This is a genomic window from Pseudomonas sp. Pc102 (genome assembly GCF_018408275.1).
GTDB lineage: Bacteria > Pseudomonadota > Gammaproteobacteria > Pseudomonadales > Pseudomonadaceae > Metapseudomonas > Metapseudomonas tohonis.
Genome location: NZ_AP021905.1, coordinates 4,294,495 through 4,313,704, shown reverse-complemented (window position 1 = coordinate 4,313,704; position 19,210 = coordinate 4,294,495). Strand labels below are relative to the sequence as shown.

The window sequence follows — 19,210 nt, the reverse complement described above, 5'->3', positions numbered from 1 at the left end:
CGTGTCGTTCAAGGAGTGATCCGGTTGTCCGATCTGCATATCGACAATGGCGTACTGGCCGCTTTGCAGGAAGTCATGGAAGACGAGTACCCGGTGTTGCTGGACACCTTCCTGGTCGACTCGGAAGAGCGCGTGCGCCTGCTCCACCAGGCCTGCGACCAGCAGGACGCACAGGCCTTGCGCCTTGCCGCGCACAGTTTCAAGGGCAGTTGCAGCAACATGGGCGCGCCGTTGCTGGCGAGCCTGTGCAAGCAGCTGGAGGAGAGCGCTCGCCGCGAGCGCCTGGAAGATGCGCCGGACCTGGTCGAGCGCATCGAGCGCGAGTTCGCCATCGTGCGCATCCTGTTCCGCTCCGAGCGCCAGCGCCACAGCTTCTGAAGCACCGTTTCCCTGCGCGGCTGGAACTTGGCCCGCCCCTTGCAAAACCCCTGGCACGAACCAACCCCTCAGCGGAGAGTGCCCATGCCCGTTGCCACCGATATGCTTCTGCAGGCCAGCCCTGATGTGAAGCCGAAAGTGCAGGCGGCAAAAGCCCAGGTGAAAGCCCCGGAGCCCAGCAGGAATGCGGCTCCCAGCTTTGCCCAGGTGTATGCGAAGGAGCAGCAGGCCAAGCCTGTAGAACGAAACGAGCCGGCGGCCAAGCCCGCCCGCGACAAGCCCGATGACACCCGCAAGGCGGACGATTCGGCGGATCGGCCGGCCAACGACAGCACCGGCAAGCCGTCGACGGTTGCCGATAGCGGCAACGACTTGCCGGCCGACCGCGACAGCGGAAAGGGAAGCGGGGGGGGGAGCGATGCCGGCGACGACACCGTCACCGCCAGCGACGGCACCCAGCCCGAGGACCCGGTGATCGACCCGCTGCTGCTGATGGCCATGAGCGGCCAGATCGCACCGCCGGTGGTCGAGCCACCGGCGCCGGAAATCACGCTGCCCACCGGGCTGCCCGGCGTCGCCGCGACCACCCCCGGCACCTCCACCCTGGAGGTCGACGCGCAGGCGGACCCGCTGCAGGGCTTCGCCGGCATGCAGGTCGGCCTGCAGGCCACCGGCGAGGGCGACCAGGTCCAGGTCGCCACCACCACCACCGTCACCACGCAGAACTCGGCCAGTGCCGGGCAGAGTTTCGCCAGCGCCATGGCCGCGTTCTCCGACAAGCCGGCGGAGACGACCGAGGCCCCGGTGGATGTCGAGCTGCCGGTGGCCGAACTCTCCGAGCAACTGACCCAGGGCCTGGGCGAGAGCAAGTCGGAAATCCGCAGTGAAGTCCTCGACAGCCGCCTCAACGCCCTCGGCCAGGCCATCAGCCAGCAGTCGGCCATGGCCCAGCGCACACCCGCGCTGGTCCCCGGCCAGCCGGTGGCGATGAACCAGGGGGGTGGAGCGAGGCGGTGGTCGACCGGGTCATGTGGCTGTCCAGCCAGAACCTCAAGTCGGCGGAGATCCAGCTTGACCCGCAGGAACTGGGGCGCCTGGAAGTGCGCATCCACATGAACCAGGACCAGACCCAGGTGACCTTCGCCAGCCCCAACGCCGGGGTGCGCGACGCACTGGAAGGGCAGATGCACCGGCTGCGCGACATGTTCTCGCAGCAGGGCATGAACCAGTTGGATGTCAACGTCTCCGACCAGTCGCTGAACCGTGGCTGGCAGGGCCAGCAGAGCAACGACGGTGGCGGCGGCCGGGGCAATGGCGGCACCTCGCACCTGGGTGGGGGCGGCGATGAGGAGATCGCCGTCGGCATCAGCGAGATCCGCAGCCCCACGGCAAGCAGTGGGCGCGGCCTGGTGGACTACTACGCCTGATCCGTATCCCGGCAATCGCCATGTTCTAGACTGAAGGCGCCCGGTGGCTGAACGAAAAGCCACCGGGCGCCTTTTTCGTGGGTGACAGGCGCCGAGGACACTGGTATATCCGCTGCGGCGTTTTGTTGAGAAGCTGGCATAACACTTGCTCTCAACCCATTGAATGCGGGTGTGAACCCGAATCAGCGACGGAATTTTGGCATGGCGAAGAAAGAAGCGAAGGCAGACGCGGGCAGCGACGAGAAGCCGGCTGGCAAGAGCAAGCTCAAACTGATCATCCTGCTCGTCGTCGTGCTGCTGCTGGTGGTGGGCGCCTCGGTCGGAGCGACCTGGTTCCTGCTCGGTCGTGGCGATGCCAAGAAAGATGATGCCAAGGACGCCGAGGCAGCTGCCGAGCATGCCGCTCCGGTCAAGCAGATCGCCTTGTACGAACCCCTGGCCCCGGCCTTTGTGGTCAACTTCAACCAGAACGGCCATCAGCGCTACATGCAGGTGACCGTCGCGCTGATGGGCCGCGACAAGGCCGAGATGGACGCGCTGAAGGTGCATATGCCGGTGGTGCGCAACAAGCTGGTGATGCTCTTTTCCAGCCAGACCTTTGACACTCTGGTCACGCCGGTTGGCAAGGAGATGCTGCGCCAGCAGGCGACAGCGACCATCCAGGAAGTGGCCAAGGCGCAGACCGGCAAGGTGGCGATCGAACAAGTGCTGTTCACCAATTTCGTATTGCAGTAGCAGGGGAGACCGATGGCAGTCCAAGACCTGCTTTCCCAGGACGAGATCGACGCGCTGCTCCACGGCGTCGACGACGGCCTGGTCGAGACCGAGAACGACGCGGAACCCGGGAGCGTCAAGAGCTACGACCTGACCAGCCAGGATCGCATCGTCCGCGGACGCATGCCGACCCTGGAGATGATCAACGAGCGCTTTGCCCGTTACACCCGCATCAGCATGTTCAACCTGCTGCGCCGCTCGGCGGACGTGGCGGTGGGCGGCGTGCAGGTGATGAAGTTCGGTGAATACGTGCATTCGCTGTACGTGCCCACCAGCCTCAACCTGGTGAAGATGAAGCCGCTGCGCGGCACCGGCCTGTTCATCCTAGACGCCAAGCTGGTGTTCAAGCTGGTGGACAACTTCTTCGGCGGTGACGGCCGTCACGCCAAGATCGAGGGCCGGGAATTCACCCCCACCGAGCTGCGCGTGGTGCGCATGGTGCTGGACCAGGCCTTCGTCGACCTGAAGGAAGCCTGGCACGCGGTGATGGACGTGAACTTCGAGTACATCAACTCCGAAGTGAACCCGGCACTGGCCAACATCGTCAGCCCCAGCGAGGTGATCGTGGTCTCCACCTTCCACATCGAGCTCGATGGCGGCGGCGGCGACCTGCACATCACCATGCCCTACTCGATGATCGAGCCGATCCGCGAGATGCTCGACGCCGGCTTCCAGTCCGATGTCGATGACCAGGACGAGCGCTGGATCAAGGCCCTGCGCGAGGACATCCTCGACGTCAGCGTGCCGGTCGGCGCCACCGTGGTCCGCCGCCAGCTACGCCTGCGCGACATCCTGCACATGCAGCCGGGCGACGTGATCCCGGTGGAGATGCCCGAGCACATGATCATGCGCGCCAACGGCGTGCCGGCCTTCAAGGCCAAGCTGGGGGCCCACAAGGGCAACCTGGCCCTGCAGATTCTCGATCCGATCGACCGCCAGCGTTGACGGTCGCTCCACACCCCATTTGAGCCAGCCGAGGTCAACCGATGGCAGACGAAGAAAACACCACCCCCGAGGAACAGGCGCTCGCCGACGAGTGGGCGGCGGCCCTGGCCGAGGCCGGCGACGAGGCCAGCCAGGACGATATCGACGCGCTGATGAACCAAGGGGCTGCCGCTGCGGCACCGTCCAATCCGCGTGCGCCGATGGAAGAGTTCGGCAGCATGCCGCGCTCCAACGCGCCGGTGAGCCTGGATGGTCCCAACCTCGACGTGATCCTCGACATCCCGGTGTCGATCTCCATGGAAGTGGGCAACACCGACATCACCATCCGCAACCTGCTGCAGTTGAACCAGGGGTCGGTGATCGAGCTGGACCGCCTGGCTGGCGAGCCGCTGGACGTGCTGGTCAACGGCACCCTGATCGCCCATGGCGAGGTCGTTGTGGTCAACGAGAAGTTCGGCATCCGCCTGACCGACGTGATCAGCCCCAGCGAACGCATCAAGAAGCTGCGCTGACACCATGCGCCGACTCCTGTTCGCATTGCTCTGCCTGCCCCTGGTGGCCTTCGCCGCCGAGCCGGTCGCACCGGCGGCCTCTGCCACCCCGATGACGATGGCGGCCCCCGCTGCAGCGGCTCCGGTGGTCAATGCCGGCGGCGGTGTTGCCGCACAGCTCGGGCAGCTCACTATCGGCCTGCTGCTGGTGGTGGGCGTGATCTTCCTGCTCGCCTGGCTGCTGCGCCGGGTCCAGCAGATGAGCCCCCGAGGCGGCCAGGTGATCAAGCTGATCGCAAGCCAGGCGCTGGGGCCGCGTGATCGGCTGGTGCTGGTGCAGGTGGGTGGCGAACAGATACTCCTCGGCCTGACCGCCGGGCGCATCACCCCGCTGCATGTGCTCAAGGAGCCGGTGCACATGCCCGACGCCGAGCCCGCAACCCCGGAATTCGCCCAGCGCCTGATGGAGTTGCTGGGCAAGGACAAGGACAAGAGCTGATGGGTTACTGGCGCATCCTGATCGCCCTGCTGCTGGCACTGGCGGCACCTCTGGCGCTGGGCGCCGACGACCCGCTGTCGATCTCCGCCATCACGCTGTCGACCAACGCCGAAGGCCAGCAGGAATACTCGGTCAGCCTGCAGATCCTGCTGATCATGACGGCGCTGAGCTTCATCCCGGCGTTCGTCATGCTGATGACCAGCTTCACCCGGATCATCATCGTCTTCTCCATCCTGCGCCAGGCGCTGGGCCTGCAGCAGACGCCATCGAACCAGATCCTCACCGGCATGGCGCTGTTCCTGACGATGTTCATCATGGGGCCGGTGTTCGACCAGGTGAACCGCGACGCCCTGCAGCCCTACCTCAACGAGCAGTTGCCGGCGCAGGAGGCGATCAAGCGCGCCGAGGTGCCGGTGAAGAACTTCATGCTGGCGCAGACCCGCTCCAGCGACCTGGAGCTGTTCGTGCGCCTGTCCAAGCGCACCGACATCCAGTCGCCCGACGCCGCGCCGCTGACCATCCTGATCCCGGCCTTCATCACGTCCGAGCTGAAGACCGCATTCCAGATCGGCTTCATGATCTTCATCCCGTTCCTGATCATCGACCTGGTGGTGGCCAGCGTGCTGATGGCGATGGGCATGATGATGCTGTCGCCGCTGATCATCTCGCTGCCGTTCAAGATCATGCTGTTCGTGCTCGTGGATGGCTGGGCGCTGATCATCGGCACGCTCGCCGGAAGCTTTGGAGGGGTTTAGCCATGACGCCCGAAGTCGCTGTCGACCTGTTCCGCGAAGCGCTGTGGCTGACCTGCGTGATCGTCGGCATCCTCGTGGTGCCCAGCCTGGTGGTGGGCCTCATCGTCGCCATGTTCCAGGCCGCCACGCAGATCAACGAGCAGACCCTGAGCTTCCTGCCGCGCCTGTTGGTGATGCTGATCTCGCTCATGTGGGCCGGGCCCTGGCTGACCCGCGAGCTGATGGAGTACATGACCAACCTCTACCACAACATCCCCATGCTGATCGGCTGACATGTTCGAGCTGAGTGCGGCGCAGATCGGCGGGATGCTCGGCGGCTACCTGTTGCCGCTGTTCCGCATCGCCTCCCTGCTGATGACCATGCCGCTGATCGGCACCCAGCTGGTGCCGACCCGGGTGCGGCTGTACCTGGCCCTCGGCATCACCACGGTGCTGGCGCCTTCGCTGCCGCCGATGCCGGTGGTGGATGCCATCAGCCTGCAATCCTTCCTGCTGATCGCCGAACAGATCCTGGTCGGCGCGGTGATGGGCTTCGCCCTGCAACTGTTCTTCCACGCCTTTGTCGTCGCCGGGCAGATCCTCGCGGTGCAGATGGGCCTGGGTTTCGCCTCGATGGTCGACCCCACCAACGGCGTCTCGGTGCCGGTGATCGGGCAGTTCTTCACCATGCTGGTGACCCTGCTGTTCCTGGCCATGAACGGCCACCTGGTGGTGTTCGAGGTGCTCGCCGAGAGCTTCGTCACCCTGCCGGTGGGAGGCGGCCTGATGGCCGCGCATTACTGGGAGCTGGCCACCAAGCTCGGCTGGGTGCTCGGCGCCGGCCTGCTGCTGGCGCTGCCGGCGATCACCGCGCTGCTGGTGGTCAACATCGCCTTCGGCGTGATGACCCGCGCGGCGCCGCAACTGAACATCTTCTCCATCGGCTTCCCGCTGACGGTGGCCCTGGGCCTGGTGATCATCTGGATCGGCATGGCCGACATCCTCGCCCAGTACCAGATCCTCGCCTCCGACGCCTTGCAGCTCCTGCGCGAGCTGGCGAGGGCGCGCTGATGATCGTCCAGCTTGGCTGTGCGCAGCCCATTGCCCGTCCCGGCCGGTTAGCCGGGCCTGCTGCCGAGGTGCGCCATGGCGGAGAGTGAGAGCGGGGCGGACAAGAGCGAAGAACCCACGGCGAAACGCCAGCAGGAGGCGCGCGAGAAAGGGCAGATCGCCCGTTCCAGGGAGCTCAACACCCTCGCCATCACCCTGGGCGGCGCAGGGGGCGTGCTGGCCTCCGGCGGCGGCCTGGCGGACATGATGATGCGCATGATGCAGTCCAACTTCACCCTGCCGCGCGAGGTGCTGATGGATGAGCGCAGCATGGCGTTGTGGTTGTTGCAGTCTGGTCAGATGGCGCTCTCGGCCATCACGCCGCTGCTGGTGACCCTGCTCATCGTCTCCCTGGTGGCGCCCATCTCCCTGGGTGGCTGGCTGTTCTCCTTCGAGGCGCTGGCACCCAAGTTCAGCCGCATGAACCCGCTGTCCGGCCTCAAGCGCATGTTCTCCATGCACGCGGTGGTGGAGCTGCTCAAGGCGCTGGGTAAGTTCGGGCTGATCCTGATGGTGGCGCTGATGGTGCTGTCCTCGGATGCCGACGATCTCCTGGCCATCGCCCACGAGCCGCTGGAGCAGGCCATCCTGCACAGTGTCCAGGTGGTGGGCTGGAGTGCGGTCTGGCTGGCCTGCGGCCTGATCCTGATCGCCGCCATCGACGTGCCCTACCAGCTCTGGGACAACAAGCAGAAGCTGATGATGACCAAGCAGGAAGTGCGCGACGAGTACAAGGACAGCGAGGGCAAGCCCGAGGTCAAGTCGCGCATCCGGCGCATGCAGCGCGAGATGGCTGAGCGCCGCATGATGTCCGCCGTGCCCCAGGCCGACGTGGTGATCACCAACCCGACCCACTTCGCCGTGGCCCTGAAGTACGACCCGGCCAAGGGCACGGCGCCGTTGCTGCTGGCCAAGGGCAACGACTTCACCGCCCTGAAGATTCGCGAGATCGCCCAGGAGCACAAGATCACCGTGCTGGAGTCCCCGGCCCTGGCGCGGGCGGTGTTCTACTCCACCGAACTGGACCAGGAAATCCCCGCCGGCCTGTACCTGGCGGTCGCCCAGGTGCTGGCCTACGTCTACCAGCTCAAGCAGTTCCGCGCCGGCAAGGGCAAGCGCCCCGCGCCCCTGGCGGAGCCGCCGATCCCTGCCGACCTGCGCCGCGACGACTGACCCGCGGGCGGTCGGCCACTGCCCCTGCAACCCCTCTGAAAAGCCGATTCCGGCGAAGTTGGTGAGCTTCTTGCACAAGCCCTCCAGCGCGCATCCGCGCGTCAAAAGATTGAATGGGCGAGGGCTGTGTTTCGCCATTGCGTGAGGGTAGAGATTTGGATCGTTCGCAACTGATCGGCAACGTGCGCGGCAACTTCGCCAGCCTTTCCAGGGGCAACCTGGGGGTGCCGCTGCTGGTGCTGATCATGCTCGGCATGATGACGTTGCCGGTGCCGCCGTTCCTTCTGGACGTGTTCTTCACCTTCAACATCGCCCTCTCCATCGTGGTCCTGCTGGTCAGCGTCTACGCCCTGCGCCCGCTGGACTTCGCGGTCTTCCCCACCATCCTGCTGGTCTCGACCCTGCTGCGCCTGGCACTGAACGTGGCGTCCAGCCGCGTGGTGCTGCTCCACGGCCAGGACGGCCACGATGCCGCGGGCAAGGTGATCCAGGCCTTCGGTGAGGTGGTCATCGGCGGCAACTACGTGGTCGGTGCGGTGATCTTCGCGATCTTGATGATCATCAACTTCGTCGTGGTCACCAAGGGTGCCGGGCGTATCTCCGAGGTGAGCGCGCGTTTCACCCTGGACGCCATGCCCGGCAAGCAGATGGCGATCGACGCCGACCTCAACGCCGGCATCATCGATCAGGTCGAGGCCAAGAAGCGCCGCGCCGAAGTCTCCCAGGAAGCCGACTTCTACGGTTCCATGGACGGTGCCAGCAAGTTCGTCCGCGGTGACGCCATCGCCGGCCTGCTGATCCTGTTCATCAACCTGATCGGCGGCATGGCCATCGGCATCATCCAGCACGGCCTGACCTTCGGCGACGCCGGGCGCATCTACTCCCTGCTGACCATCGGTGATGGCCTGGTGGCGCAGATCCCCTCTCTGCTGCTGTCCACCGCCGCCGCGATCATGGTGACCCGCGTCTCCAGCTCCGAGGACATGGGCCAGCAGGTCAACCGCCAGATGTTCGCCTCGCCCAAGGCCCTGGCCGTTTCCGCCGCCATCCTCATCGCCATGGGCCTGGTCCCGGGCATGCCCCACGTGTCCTTCCTCGGCCTCGGCCTGATCGCCGCCGGCGGTGCCTGGTGGATCTGGCGCAAGGGCCAGAAGGAGAAGGAGGTGGCCGTCCAGGAAGCGCAGCGCCAGCAGGAACTGCTACCCGCCCAGCGCGCCCCGGAGACCAAGGAGCTGGGCTGGGACGACGTCACCCCGGTGGACATGGTCGGCCTCGAGGTCGGCTACCGGCTGATCCCCCTGGTGGACCGCAACCAGGGGGGGCAACTGCTCACCCGGATCAAGGGCGTGCGCAAGAAGCTGTCCCAGGAAATGGGCTTCCTCATGCCCTCGGTGCACATCCGCGACAACCTCGACCTGCTGCCCAACGCCTATCGCCTGACCCTGATGGGCGTCAGCGTGGCCGAGGCGGAGGTCTACCCGGATCGCGAGCTGGCGATCAACCCGGGCCAGGTATTCGGCACCCTCAATGGCATCGCCGCCAAGGATCCGGCGTTCGGCCTGGAAGCCGTATGGATCGATGGCAGCCAGCGCGACCAGGCGCAGTCCCTCGGCTACACGGTGGTGGACGCCAGCACCGTGGTCGCCACCCACCTCAACCAGATCCTGCACAAGCACGCCCACGAGTTGCTCGGGCACGAGGAGGTGCAGCAGCTCATGCAATTGCTGGCCAAGAGCTCGCCGAAGCTGGCCGAGGAACTGGTGCCGGGCCTGGTGTCGCTCTCGACCCTGCTCAAGGTGCTGCAAGCGCTGCTGCAGGAGCAGGTACCGGTGCGCGACATCCGCACCATCGCCGAGGCGATCGCCAACGTCGCCCCGAAGAGTCAAGATCCCGCCGCTATGGTGGCAGCGGTTCGCGTGGCGCTCGCCCGCGCAATCGTGCAAAGCATTGTGGGACTAGAGCCGGAGCTGCCTGTGATCACCCTGGAGCCCAGGTTGGAACAGATATTGCTCAGTAGCATGCAGAAGGCCGGGCAAGGCTCCGAGGATGGCATCCTCCTGGAGCCTGGCATGGCCGAGAAGCTGCAACGTTCCCTGGTGGAAGCGGCGCAGCGCCAGGAGATGCTCGGCAAGCAGGCCATCCTGCTGGTGGCCGGGCCGATCCGGGCGATGCTGTCGCGCTTCGCAAGGCTCGCCGTGCCAACCATGCACGTGCTGGCCTACCAGGAAATACCGGACAACAAGCAGGTCACCATAGTCGCGACTGTGGGGCAGAACTAACCGAGGTCACAGGCCATGCAGGTCAAACGCTTCTTCGCTGCGGATATGCGCCAGGCCATGAAACTGGTGCGGGACGAACTGGGCGCGGATGCCTCCATCATCGGCACCCGTCGGGTCGCAGGTGGCGTGGAGATCACCGCCGCGCTCGACTATCCCATGCCGGCTCCCGCGCCGAGCAAGCCCAACCCGGCCCTCGAAGCCGAGCTGCGCCGCACCCAGGCCCGCATCGCCGAGGCCCACGCGGAGCTGAGCAACCGCGGTGGCCAGGCCGATGCCGGCAAGAACCGCCAGCTGATCGCCGACCGCTCGGAGCTGTCCCCGGAAAGCCTCGCCGCCGCCATGCGTTCGTCGCGCCTGGAGCGCCCGTCCGCCGCGCCGGTGGCCCCGTCTCCCGCCGCCGCTCCGGCCAGGCCCGCCGCGCCGGCCGCCGCCGACCAGCGCAGCCTGGACGCCATGCGTTTCGAGCTCAACGGCCTGCGTGAGCTGATCGAAGTACAACTCGGCTCCATCGCCTGGGGCCAGATGCAGAGCCGCCGCCCGCAGCAGGCCGGCCTCTGGCGTCGCCTGCAGCGCATGGGCCTGTCTGCTGAACTTTCGCGGGCGCTGATGGAGCGCGTCGCTTCGGTCAAGGACCCGCGCCAGGCCTGGCGCATGGTCCTGGCCCACCTGGCCCATGCCATCCGCACCCCGCAGCAGGAGCCGCTGGAGGAGGGTGGAGTGATCGCCCTGGTCGGCCCTGCCGGCATGGGCAAGACCACCACCCTGGCCAAGCTGGCTGCGCGCTACGTGCTCAAGTACGGCGCCCAGCAGATCGCCCTGGTGAGCATGGACAGCTATCGCATCGGCGCCCAGGAGCAACTCAAGACCCTCGGGCGCATCCTCAACGTCTCCGTGACCCACGTCGACCCGGGCCAGTCCCTGACCCAGGCCCTGGCGCCCCTGGCGCGCAAGCGCGTGGTGCTGATCGATACGGCGGGCCTGCCGGCAGCCGATCCTGCGCTTAAAATGCAGTTGGAAACGTTGGCCAGCAGAGGAGTCAAAGCCAGGAATTATCTGGTGCTGGCCGCAACCAGTCAGAGCCAAGTGCTAAAGGCGGCCTACCATAGTTACAAGCGCTGCGGTCTTTCCGGCTGCATCCTGACCAAGCTCGACGAAGCGGCGAGCCTGGGAGAGGTTTTAGGACTGGCTATCGGCCAGCATCTCCCGGTAGCCTATCTCGCTGATGGGCCTAGGATTCCGGATGACCTGCAGGTGCCCCGCAGCCACCAGCTGGTGAGTCGTGCGGTCAGCCTGCAGACCCCGGAAGACCCCAGCGAAGAAGCCATGGCCGACCTCTTCGCCGGCCTGTACCAGAATCCGGCCCGCCGAGTCGGTTAGAACCCCAAGCCACTCCGGATGAGTGGCCCGAGCCCGCCAAGTGGCCCAGTCGACGTGAGACAAGGTGTGATAAATGGGTAGTTTGCATCCCGTACAGGTGATTGCTGTGACCGGCGGCAAGGGTGGCGTCGGCAAGACCAACGTGTCGGTGAACCTCTCGCTGGCCCTCGCCGATCTCGGTCGCCGGGTCATGCTGCTGGACGCCGACCTCGGCCTGGCCAACGTCGACGTGTTGCTCGGCCTCACCGCCAAGCGCACCCTGGCCGACGTTATCGCCGGCGAGTGCGACCTGCGAGACGTGCTGCTGCAAGGGCCCGGGGGTGTGCGCATCGTTCCTGCAGCGTCCGGTACCCAGAGCATGGTGCAGCTCTCGCCCATGCAGCACGCCGGCCTGATCCAGGCCTTCAGCGAGATCAGCGACAACCTCGATGTGCTGGTGATCGACACCGCCGCCGGTATCGGCGATGCGGTGGTCAGCTTCGTGCGTGCGGCACAGGAAGTGATAGTGGTCGTCTGTGACGAACCCACCTCCATCACCGACGCCTATGCTTTGATCAAGCTCCTCAACCGCGACTACGGCATGAGCCGTTTCCGCGTATTGGCCAACATGGCACACAGTCCACAGGAGGGTCGCAACCTCTTTGCTAAGCTGACAAAAGTGACTGATCGCTTCCTGGATGTGGCCTTGCAGTACGTCGGTGCGGTGCCCTATGACGAATCCGTACGCAAGGCCGTGCAGAAGCAGCGCGCGGTTTACGAAGCCTTCCCGCGCTCGAAGTGCGCCCTGGCGTTCAAGGCGATTGCCCAGAAGGTGGATAGCTGGCCCCTGCCGGCGAACCCACGCGGTCATCTGGAGTTCTTCGTCGAGCGCCTGGTGCAGCAACCGATCGCGGATTCGGCCATATGACACCCGCTAGTGGACTTCGTATGTACAACAAGGCACAGGCTAGGGATTCCCAGCACCAGCTGATCGAGCGCTACGCGCCGCTGGTCAAACGTATCGCCTACCACCTGCTGGGCCGCCTGCCGGCCAACGTGCAGGTGGAGGACCTGATGCAGGCCGGCATGATCGGCCTGCTCGAAGCCTCGAAGAAATACGATTCCAGCAAGGGCGCCAGTTTCGAGACCTACGCCGGCATCCGCATCCGCGGTGCCATGCTCGACGAAGTGAGGAAGGGGGACTGGGCACCACGTTCGGTCCACCGCAACACCCGGATGGTGAGCGATGCCATCCGGAAAATTGAGGCGAGAACCGGGCGAGACGCTAAAGATCAGGAAGTTGCGGCCGAACTTGGATTGAGTCTCGAAGATTACTACGGCATCCTGAGCGACACTTTGGGCAGTCGCCTGTTCAGCTTCGACGACCTGTTGCAGGACGGTGAGCATGGCGCGACGCACGAAGATACCGGAGTCACCCATCTCGAACCTTCGAATGATCTGGAAGACGAGCGCTTCCAGGCGGCGCTGGCTGACGCCATCGCCAATCTGCCGGAACGAGAGCGCCTGGTACTGGCGCTGTATTACGACGAAGAGCTGAATTTGAAGGAAATCGGCGAAGTGCTGGGGGTCAGTGAATCGCGTGTGAGCCAGTTGCACAGCCAATGTGCCGCGCGTTTACGGTCGCGGCTGGGCGAGTGGCGAGCACACTGATCGGCACGCCGGTTTTTCGATTGATCGACGCCCCCGTTATTCGGGGGCGTTTAGGACTGTACGGAGGTCGATTTGGACAAGAACATGAAAATCCTCATCGTGGACGATTTCTCGACGATGAGACGCATCATCAAGAACCTCCTGCGTGACTTGGGTTTCACCAATACCGCAGAGGCCGATGATGGCACCACCGCTCTACCCATGCTGCACAGTGGCAATTTCGATTTCCTGGTCACCGACTGGAACATGCCCGGCATGACCGGAATCGATCTGTTGCGCGCCGTGCGTGCCGACGAGCGCCTCAAGCACCTGCCGGTGCTGATGGTGACGGCCGAGGCCAAGCGTGACCAGATCATCGAAGCGGCCCAGGCCGGTGTGAATGGCTATGTGGTCAAGCCTTTCACCGCCCAGGTGCTCAAAGAGAAGATCGAGAAGATCTTCGAACGGGTCAACGGCTGATGCCAGTCGCGAGGACGCCATGGACCAGAAAGATTCCCAATCGGGAGACCTAGAGTCGACCCTGAAAAACCATGCGCGCGAGCTGGTCGAGACCCTTGAAAAAGGCAATTTCGGCGATGCCGTGCAACTCATCCATGAACTCAACAAGGTCCGTGACCGTGGGCTCTACCAGGAAGTCGGCAAGCTGACGCGCGAGCTGCACACTGCGATCGTCAACTTCCAGATCGACCCGCACCTGCCTCACGCCACCGAGGTCTCGCAGATCGCCGATGCCACCGATCGTCTCTCCTACGTAGTGAAGATGACGGAGAAGGCCGCCAACCGGACCATGGACCTGGTGGAAGAGAGCGCGCCGCTGCTCAACGGGCTGGGCGACGAAGCCCAGAGCCTGGGTGAGGAGTGGGGCCGCTTTATGCGTCGGGAAATTGGCGCGGATGCGTTCCGCGACCTGGCCAAGCGTATCGAGACCTTCCTTGCTCGCAGTCAACGCGACACCGAGCAGCTTTCGTCCAGAATGAACGACATCCTTCTCGCTCAGGACTACCAGGACCTGACCGGCCAGGTGATCAAGCGCGTTACCCAGCTGGTCACCGAAGTCGAGAGCAATCTGGTGAAACTGGTACTGATGGCCAGCGACGTTGATCGTTTCGCCGGCATCCAGCACGACCGTGCGGAGCTCGTGGCTGAAAAAGAAAAACAAAAAGAGCCTTCCAGGGGTGAAGGTCCGCAGATCAATGCCGATAAGCGTGATGATGTCGTGTCCGGTCAGGTCGATGTCGATGATCTGTTATCCAGCCTTGGATTCTAGGGAGCAACCGAATGAGCTTCGACGCCGATGAAGAAATCCTCCAGGACTTCCTGGTTGAGGCCGGCGAAATATTGGAGCAATTGTCCGAACAGCTGGTCGAGCTCGAGAGCCGTCCGGACGATATGGATCTGCTCAATGCCATTTTCCGCGGCTTCCACACGGTCAAGGGTGGTGCCGGTTTCCTCCAGCTGAATGCGCTGGTGGAGTGCTGCCACATCGCCGAGAACGTGTTCGACATCTTGCGCAAGGGCGAACGCCGCGTGACGGCGGAGCTCATGGACGTGGTCCTGCAGGCGCTGGATACGGTCAACGAGATGTTCAGCCAGGTGCGTGAGCGTGCCGAGCCTACGCCGGCCACTCCCGAGCTGCTCGCCGCCCTGGCGCGGCTGGCCGAGCCGGGTGGCGACGACGAGGAAGCGCCCGCCGCCGAGCCGGAGTACGAGCCCGAGCCTGAACCGGTCGCCGAGGCCGCTCCCGCCGCATCCGGCGACATCACCGACAGCGAGTTCGAGCAACTGCTGAACGTGCTCGACGCGCCTGCTGCCGAAAGTCCGGCGTCCCCTGCTGCAGTCGCTGCCGGCAGCGACGAGATCAGCGACGACGAATTCGAAGCCTTGCTCGACCAGTTGCATGGCAAGGGCAAGTTCGTTGCCGAGCCGACCGAGGCCGCCGCATCGGCGAAGCCGGCCGCAGCCGCACCCGCGCCTGCCGCACCGGCTGCCGGTGGGGGCGACGAGATCAGTGACGACGAGTTCGAAGCGCTGCTCGACCAGTTGCATGGCAAGGGCAAGTTCGCTGCGACGGAAGCCGCCGCACCGGCTTCTGCCGCACCCGCCCCGCAGGCGGCTGCACCCGGCGCCGGCGACAACATCACCGACGACGAATTCGAAGCGCTGCTCGACCAACTGCACGGCAAGGGCAAGTTCGTTGCCGAGGCTGCCGAGGTCGCGCCCGCCAAACCCGCGGCACCGGCCAAGCCTGCTGCCGCACCGGCCGCCAAGCCTGCTGCCGCCGCGAAGCTCGCGGCTCCGAAGGCCGCCGAGCCGCCCAAGCCTGCTGCCAAACCCGCTGCGGCGCCTGCACCGGCGGCGGCCGACAAGGCCGCGTCCCCCGCCAGCGAAGCCGAGACCACGGTGCGCGTGGACACTGCGCGCCTGGACGAGATCATGAACATGGTCGGCGAGCTGGTGCTGGTGCGTAACCGCCTGGTGCGCCTCGGCCTGAACAGCGGCGACGAGTCCATGGCCAAGGCCGTGTCCAACCTCGACGTGGTCACCGCCGACCTGCAGACCGCCGTCATGAAGACGCGCATGCAGCCGATCAAGAAGGTCTTCGGCCGCTTCCCGCGCCTGGTCCGCGACCTGGCGCGCAACCTGAAGAAAGAGATCAACCTCGAGCTGGTGGGCGAGGAGACCGACCTCGACAAGAACCTGGTCGAAGCCCTGGCCGACCCGCTGGTCCACCTGGTGCGCAACGCCGTCGACCACGGCGTCGAGACGCCCGAGGAGCGCGAGGCCGCCGGCAAGCCGCGCACAGGCCGCGTGGTGCTCTCCGCCGAGCAGGAAGGCGACCACATCCTCCTGATGATCACCGACGACGGCAAGGGCATGGATGCCAACATCCTCCGCGCCAAGGCGGTGGAGAAGGGGTTGCTGGACAAGGACGCCGCCGACCGCCTGACCGACCTGGAGTGCTACAACCTGATCTTCGCCCCGGGCTTCTCGACCAAGACCGAGATCTCCGATGTCTCCGGCCGTGGTGTCGGCATGGACGTGGTGAAGACCAAGATTTCCCAGCTCAACGGCACGGTCAACGTGTTCTCGCAGAAGGGGCAGGGCTCGAAGATCGTCATCAAGGTGCCGCTGACCCTGGCGATCATGCCGACCCTGATGGTTATGCTGGCCAACCAGGCCTTCGCCTTCCCGCTGGTCAACGTCAACGAGATATTCCACCTCGACCTGTCGCGCACCAACGTGGTGGACGGCCAGGAGGTGGTGATAGTCCGCGACAAGGCACTGCCGCTGTTCTACCTCAAGCGCTGGCTGGTTCGCGATGCCGCCCACGAGGAACAGGGCGAAGGCCATGTGGTGATCCTCTCCGTGGGCACCCAGCGCATCGGCTTCGTGGTGGACCAACTGGTCGGCCAGGAAGAGGTGGTGATCAAGCCCCTGGGCAAAATGCTCCAGGGCACGCCCGGCATGTCCGGCGCGACCATCACCGGTGATGGGCGCATCGCCCTGATTCTCGACGTGCCGAGCATGCTCAAGCGCTACGCGCGCCGCGGTTGATCGATTAGGCGGCCCCTCGGGCCGCCTGTTAGGAGTGTTTATGGCAGTCAAGGTTCTGGTGGTTGATGACTCCGGGTTCTTCCGCCGTCGCGTTTCGGAGATTCTGTCCGCCGACCCCAATATCCAGGTGATCGGTACCGCCACCAATGGTCGCGAGGCCATCGACCAGGCGCTGGCGCTCAAGCCGGACGTGATCACCATGGACTACGAGATGCCGATGATGGACGGCATCACTGCAGTGCGGCACATCATGCAGCGCTGCCCGACCCCCGTGCTGATGTTCTCCTCCCTGACCCACGAAGGCGCCCGGGTGACCCTGGACGCCCTGGACGCGGGTGCGGTGGATTTCCTGCCGAAGAATTTCGAGGACATCTCGCGCAACCCCGACAAGGTCAAGCAGTTGCTCTGCGAGAAGGTCCACAGCATCGCACGCAGCAACCGTCGCTACAGCAGCTACAGCCCGGCTCCGGCGGCCCCGACGCCGTCGCCGAGCCACGCCGCGCCCGCTCCGGCCCCCTCGCGCCCCAGTGCCGGCGCTGCGCCTGCACCGGCCTCAAGCGCTGGCGGCTCCTCCAGCCCGAGCCCCAAGCGCAAGTCCTACAAGCTGGTGGCCATCGGTACCTCGACTGGCGGCCCGGTGGCCCTGCAGCGGGTGCTGACCCAGCTGCCCGGCAACTTTCCGGCGCCCATCGTCCTGATCCAGCACATGCCGGCCGCCTTCACCAAGGCCTTTGCCGAGCGCCTCGACAAGCTCTGCCGGATATCCGTCAAGGAGGCCGAGGACGGTGACGTGCTGCGCCCCGGCCTGGCGCTGCTGGCGCCCGGTGGCAAGCAGATGATGGTGGACGCGCGCGGCACCGTGCGCATCCTCCCCGGCGATGAACGCCTGAACTACAAACCCTGCGTGGACATCACCTTCGGTTCCGCGGCCAAGGCCTATAACGACAAGGTCCTGGCGGTGGTACTGACCGGCATGGGCGCCGATGGCCGTGAGGGCGCGCGCCTGCTCAAGCAGGGCGGCAGCCAGGTGTGGGCGCAGGATGAGGCCAGCTGCGTGATCTACGGCATGCCCATGGCCATAGTGAAGGCCAACCTGGCCGATGCCGTTTACGGGCTCGACGATATCGGCAGGCACATCGCCGAGGCGTGCCTGTAATGGAGAGCACGCTTCAATGGATGTACTGAGTCTCGTCGGGGTCATTCTCGCGCTCGTCGCGATCATCGGTGGCAACTACCTGGAAGGTGGGCACGCCGGGGCCTTGCTCAACGGCCCTGCGGCACTGATCGTCATCGGCGGTACCCTCGGCGCGGCGTTCCTGCAGACCCCCATGAGCGTGTTCAAGCGCTCCCTGGTCGTCATCCGCTGGATCATCTTCCCGCCGCAGATCGACCTCGCCGGCGGCATCAACCGCGTGGTCGGCTGGAGCATGGCGGCGCGCAAGGAAGGCCTCCTGGGACTGGAGCCCATCGCCGATTCCGAGCCCGACGCCTATGCCCGCAAGGGCCTCCAGCTACTGGTGGACGGCGCCGAGCCGGAGGCCATCCGCAGCATCCTCGAAGTGGACCTCTACACCCAGGAAGCCCGCGACTTCCAGGCCGCCAAGGTGTTCGAGAGCATGGGCGGCTACGCTCCGACCATCGGCATCATCGGCGCGGTGATGGGCCTGATCCACGTGATGGGCAACCTGGCCGATCCCAGCCAGCTGGGCGGCGGTATCGCGGTGGCCTTCGTCGCCACCATCTACGGCGTCGGCTTCGCCAACCTGCTGCTGCTGCCCATCGGCAACAAGCTCAAGTCCATTGCCATGCGCCAGTCGCGCTACCGGGAAATGCTGCTCGAAGGCATCCTTTCCATCGGCGAGGGCGAGAACCCGCGCTCCATCGAGTTGAAGCTGCAAGGCTTTATGGACTGATGGAGGCGACATGGCCCGCAGACGTCATCAGGAAGAACACGAGAATCACGAGCGTTGGCTGGTCTCCTACGCCGACTTCATCACCCTGTTGTTCGCCTTCTTCGTGGTGATGTATTCCATCTCCTCGATCAACGAAGGCAAGTACAAGATCCTCTCGGAGAGCCTGACCGGGGTCTTCAACCAGCCGGACCGTTCGATCAAGCCGATACCCGTGGGCGAGGAGCGCCCGCGCACCACCGAGTCCGACAAGTCCATGACCCAGGACTCCGGCAGCAGCGACGGCGACGCCAGCGATCCGTTGCGGGAAATCACCCGCAACATCAGCGATGCGTTCGGCGACCTTATCAAGGACGAGCAGATGACGGTTCGCGGCAACGAGCTGTGGGTGGAGATCGAGTTGAACTCCAGCCTGCTGTTCCCCAGCGGCGACGCCATTCCGGCCAACGAAGCCTTCACCATCATCGAAAAGGTCGCGAAGATCCTCGCCCCCTACGAAAACCCGGTGCACGTGGAAGGTTTCACCGATAACCTGCCGATCAGCACGGCGAACTATCCTTCCAACTGGGAGTTGTCTACGGCGCGGGCTGCGAGCATCGTGCGGATGTTGTCGATGGACGGTGTGAACCCGGCGCGGCTGGCGGCGGTCGGCTATGGCGAGTTCCAGCCGGTAGCCGACAACGCGACGGCGGAAGGGCGCGGGCGTAACCGCCGCGTGGTATTGGTGATCTCCCGCAATCTGGACGTGCGCCGCGCGGTGAGCGGCGTCGGCAGTGCCAATGCGAAACCTGATGGCGCCTTGCAGCGTGCTGGCACGCAACCTGCACCGTCGCCAGCAGCGAGCCCCTCTGCAGAGGGGGGCGTCAATTCCCCGTCGCCGGCCCCCGCAGGCGGACAATGATTCTCGG

General features: G+C 65.2%; 19 protein-coding genes and 1 pseudogene. All 20 read left to right on the top strand.

Features of this window, described 5'->3' with window-relative positions; genetic code table 11:
• The first annotated feature begins 24 nt into the window (after positions 1–24).
• The 20 genes and pseudogenes from PHLH3_RS19640 to motD all read left to right on the top strand — a co-directional run bounded on the left by PHLH3_RS19640 (position 25) and on the right by motD (position 19,203).
• Positions 25–378: an Hpt domain-containing protein gene (locus PHLH3_RS19640; protein WP_111260883.1), complete on the top strand. Its 354-nt coding sequence runs from the start codon at positions 25–27 to the stop codon at positions 376–378.
• A gap of 84 nt (positions 379–462) precedes the next feature.
• A pseudogene (locus tag PHLH3_RS19635) lies at positions 463–1,805 on the top strand (flagellar hook-length control protein FliK).
• A 201-nt stretch (positions 1,806–2,006) separates the two neighbouring features.
• A complete protein-coding gene (gene fliL, locus PHLH3_RS19630; protein ID WP_213625453.1) occupies positions 2,007–2,540 on the top strand; it encodes a flagellar basal body-associated protein FliL in 534 nt (177 codons plus the stop codon).
• Between the two features lie 12 nt (positions 2,541–2,552).
• A complete protein-coding gene (gene fliM / locus PHLH3_RS19625) occupies positions 2,553–3,524 on the top strand; it encodes a flagellar motor switch protein FliM (RefSeq protein ID WP_111260880.1) in 972 nt (323 codons plus the stop codon).
• A gap of 41 nt (positions 3,525–3,565) precedes the next feature.
• Positions 3,566–4,036, top strand: a complete 471-nt coding sequence (gene fliN / locus PHLH3_RS19620; RefSeq protein ID WP_173177796.1) for a flagellar motor switch protein FliN — start codon at positions 3,566–3,568, stop codon at positions 4,034–4,036.
• 4 nt (positions 4,037–4,040) lie between these two features.
• On the top strand, positions 4,041–4,514 hold the full coding sequence (gene fliO / locus PHLH3_RS19615; RefSeq protein ID WP_213625452.1) for a flagellar biosynthetic protein FliO: 474 nt from the start codon (positions 4,041–4,043) through the stop codon (positions 4,512–4,514).
• Positions 4,514–5,269: a flagellar type III secretion system pore protein FliP gene (gene fliP / locus PHLH3_RS19610; protein WP_173177800.1), complete on the top strand. Its 756-nt coding sequence runs from the start codon at positions 4,514–4,516 to the stop codon at positions 5,267–5,269. Before fliO ends, fliP begins: the two co-directional genes overlap by 1 nt.
• Positions 5,270–5,271: 2 nt before the next feature.
• Positions 5,272–5,541, top strand: a complete 270-nt coding sequence (gene fliQ, locus PHLH3_RS19605; protein ID WP_021220581.1) for a flagellar biosynthesis protein FliQ — start codon at positions 5,272–5,274, stop codon at positions 5,539–5,541.
• A gap of 1 nt (position 5,542) precedes the next feature.
• Positions 5,543–6,319 carry a flagellar biosynthetic protein FliR gene (gene fliR, locus PHLH3_RS19600; protein ID WP_213625451.1) on the top strand — a complete coding sequence of 259 codons (777 nt, stop codon included), beginning with the start codon at positions 5,543–5,545 and terminating at the stop codon, positions 6,317–6,319.
• A 75-nt stretch (positions 6,320–6,394) separates the two neighbouring features.
• A complete protein-coding gene (gene flhB / locus PHLH3_RS19595; RefSeq protein ID WP_213625450.1) occupies positions 6,395–7,531 on the top strand; it encodes a flagellar biosynthesis protein FlhB in 1,137 nt (378 codons plus the stop codon).
• Between the two features lie 155 nt (positions 7,532–7,686).
• Positions 7,687–9,810, top strand: coding sequence for a flagellar biosynthesis protein FlhA (gene flhA / locus PHLH3_RS19590; RefSeq protein ID WP_111260874.1), 2,124 nt, complete (start codon positions 7,687–7,689; stop codon positions 9,808–9,810).
• A 15-nt stretch (positions 9,811–9,825) separates the two neighbouring features.
• Positions 9,826–11,187, top strand: coding sequence for a flagellar biosynthesis protein FlhF (gene flhF, locus PHLH3_RS19585; protein WP_173177808.1), 1,362 nt, complete (start codon positions 9,826–9,828; stop codon positions 11,185–11,187).
• Between the two features lie 73 nt (positions 11,188–11,260).
• Entirely contained in the window at positions 11,261–12,094 is an 834-nt protein-coding gene (fleN, locus tag PHLH3_RS19580; protein WP_021220576.1) for a flagellar synthesis regulator FleN, read from the top strand.
• Entirely contained in the window at positions 12,091–12,837 is a 747-nt protein-coding gene (gene fliA / locus PHLH3_RS19575; RefSeq protein WP_031288164.1) for an RNA polymerase sigma factor FliA, read from the top strand. Before fleN ends, fliA begins: the two co-directional genes overlap by 4 nt.
• Before the next feature lie 84 nt (positions 12,838–12,921).
• Positions 12,922–13,296 carry a chemotaxis response regulator CheY gene (locus PHLH3_RS19570; protein ID WP_003083073.1) on the top strand — a complete coding sequence of 125 codons (375 nt, stop codon included), beginning with the start codon at positions 12,922–12,924 and terminating at the stop codon, positions 13,294–13,296.
• 19 nt (positions 13,297–13,315) lie between these two features.
• Positions 13,316–14,104 (top strand): protein phosphatase CheZ, encoded by a 789-nt coding sequence (locus PHLH3_RS19565; RefSeq protein WP_111260872.1) that lies wholly within the window; start codon positions 13,316–13,318, stop codon positions 14,102–14,104.
• A gap of 11 nt (positions 14,105–14,115) precedes the next feature.
• Positions 14,116–16,392: a chemotaxis protein CheA gene (locus PHLH3_RS19560; protein ID WP_213625449.1), complete on the top strand. Its 2,277-nt coding sequence runs from the start codon at positions 14,116–14,118 to the stop codon at positions 16,390–16,392.
• A 40-nt stretch (positions 16,393–16,432) separates the two neighbouring features.
• A complete protein-coding gene (locus tag PHLH3_RS19555; RefSeq protein ID WP_173177814.1) occupies positions 16,433–17,548 on the top strand; it encodes a chemotaxis response regulator protein-glutamate methylesterase in 1,116 nt (371 codons plus the stop codon).
• Between the two features lie 16 nt (positions 17,549–17,564).
• On the top strand, positions 17,565–18,305 hold the full coding sequence (locus tag PHLH3_RS19550; protein WP_111260869.1) for a flagellar motor protein: 741 nt from the start codon (positions 17,565–17,567) through the stop codon (positions 18,303–18,305).
• 10 nt (positions 18,306–18,315) lie between these two features.
• Positions 18,316–19,203, top strand: coding sequence for a flagellar motor protein MotD (motD, locus tag PHLH3_RS19545; RefSeq protein ID WP_111260868.1), 888 nt, complete (start codon positions 18,316–18,318; stop codon positions 19,201–19,203).
• Positions 19,204–19,210: the final 7 nt, after the last annotated feature.

What these genes read in the sequence shown, in the direction of transcription:
- fliA (WP_031288164.1), top strand. Translation starts at nt 12,091, where the DNA reads ATGACACCCGCTAGTGGACTTCGTATGTACAACAAGGCACAGGCTAGG.
- PHLH3_RS19555 (WP_173177814.1), top strand. Translation starts at nt 16,433, where the DNA reads ATGGCAGTCAAGGTTCTGGTGGTTGATGACTCCGGGTTCTTCCGCCGT.
- PHLH3_RS19550 (WP_111260869.1), top strand. Translation starts at nt 17,565, where the DNA reads ATGGATGTACTGAGTCTCGTCGGGGTCATTCTCGCGCTCGTCGCGATC.
- fliL (WP_213625453.1), top strand. Translation starts at nt 2,007, where the DNA reads ATGGCGAAGAAAGAAGCGAAGGCAGACGCGGGCAGCGACGAGAAGCCG.
- PHLH3_RS19570 (WP_003083073.1), top strand. Translation starts at nt 12,922, where the DNA reads ATGAAAATCCTCATCGTGGACGATTTCTCGACGATGAGACGCATCATC.
- fliO (WP_213625452.1), top strand. Translation starts at nt 4,041, where the DNA reads ATGCGCCGACTCCTGTTCGCATTGCTCTGCCTGCCCCTGGTGGCCTTC.
- fliR (WP_213625451.1), top strand. Translation starts at nt 5,543, where the DNA reads ATGTTCGAGCTGAGTGCGGCGCAGATCGGCGGGATGCTCGGCGGCTAC.
- motD (WP_111260868.1), top strand. Translation starts at nt 18,316, where the DNA reads ATGGCCCGCAGACGTCATCAGGAAGAACACGAGAATCACGAGCGTTGG.
- fleN (WP_021220576.1), top strand. Translation starts at nt 11,261, where the DNA reads ATGGGTAGTTTGCATCCCGTACAGGTGATTGCTGTGACCGGCGGCAAG.
- fliN (WP_173177796.1), top strand. Translation starts at nt 3,566, where the DNA reads ATGGCAGACGAAGAAAACACCACCCCCGAGGAACAGGCGCTCGCCGAC.
- fliM (WP_111260880.1), top strand. Translation starts at nt 2,553, where the DNA reads ATGGCAGTCCAAGACCTGCTTTCCCAGGACGAGATCGACGCGCTGCTC.
- fliQ (WP_021220581.1), top strand. Translation starts at nt 5,272, where the DNA reads ATGACGCCCGAAGTCGCTGTCGACCTGTTCCGCGAAGCGCTGTGGCTG.
- PHLH3_RS19565 (WP_111260872.1), top strand. Translation starts at nt 13,316, where the DNA reads ATGGACCAGAAAGATTCCCAATCGGGAGACCTAGAGTCGACCCTGAAA.
- flhF (WP_173177808.1), top strand. Translation starts at nt 9,826, where the DNA reads ATGCAGGTCAAACGCTTCTTCGCTGCGGATATGCGCCAGGCCATGAAA.
- fliP (WP_173177800.1), top strand. Translation starts at nt 4,514, where the DNA reads ATGGGTTACTGGCGCATCCTGATCGCCCTGCTGCTGGCACTGGCGGCA.
- PHLH3_RS19560 (WP_213625449.1), top strand. Translation starts at nt 14,116, where the DNA reads ATGAGCTTCGACGCCGATGAAGAAATCCTCCAGGACTTCCTGGTTGAG.
- flhB (WP_213625450.1), top strand. Translation starts at nt 6,395, where the DNA reads ATGGCGGAGAGTGAGAGCGGGGCGGACAAGAGCGAAGAACCCACGGCG.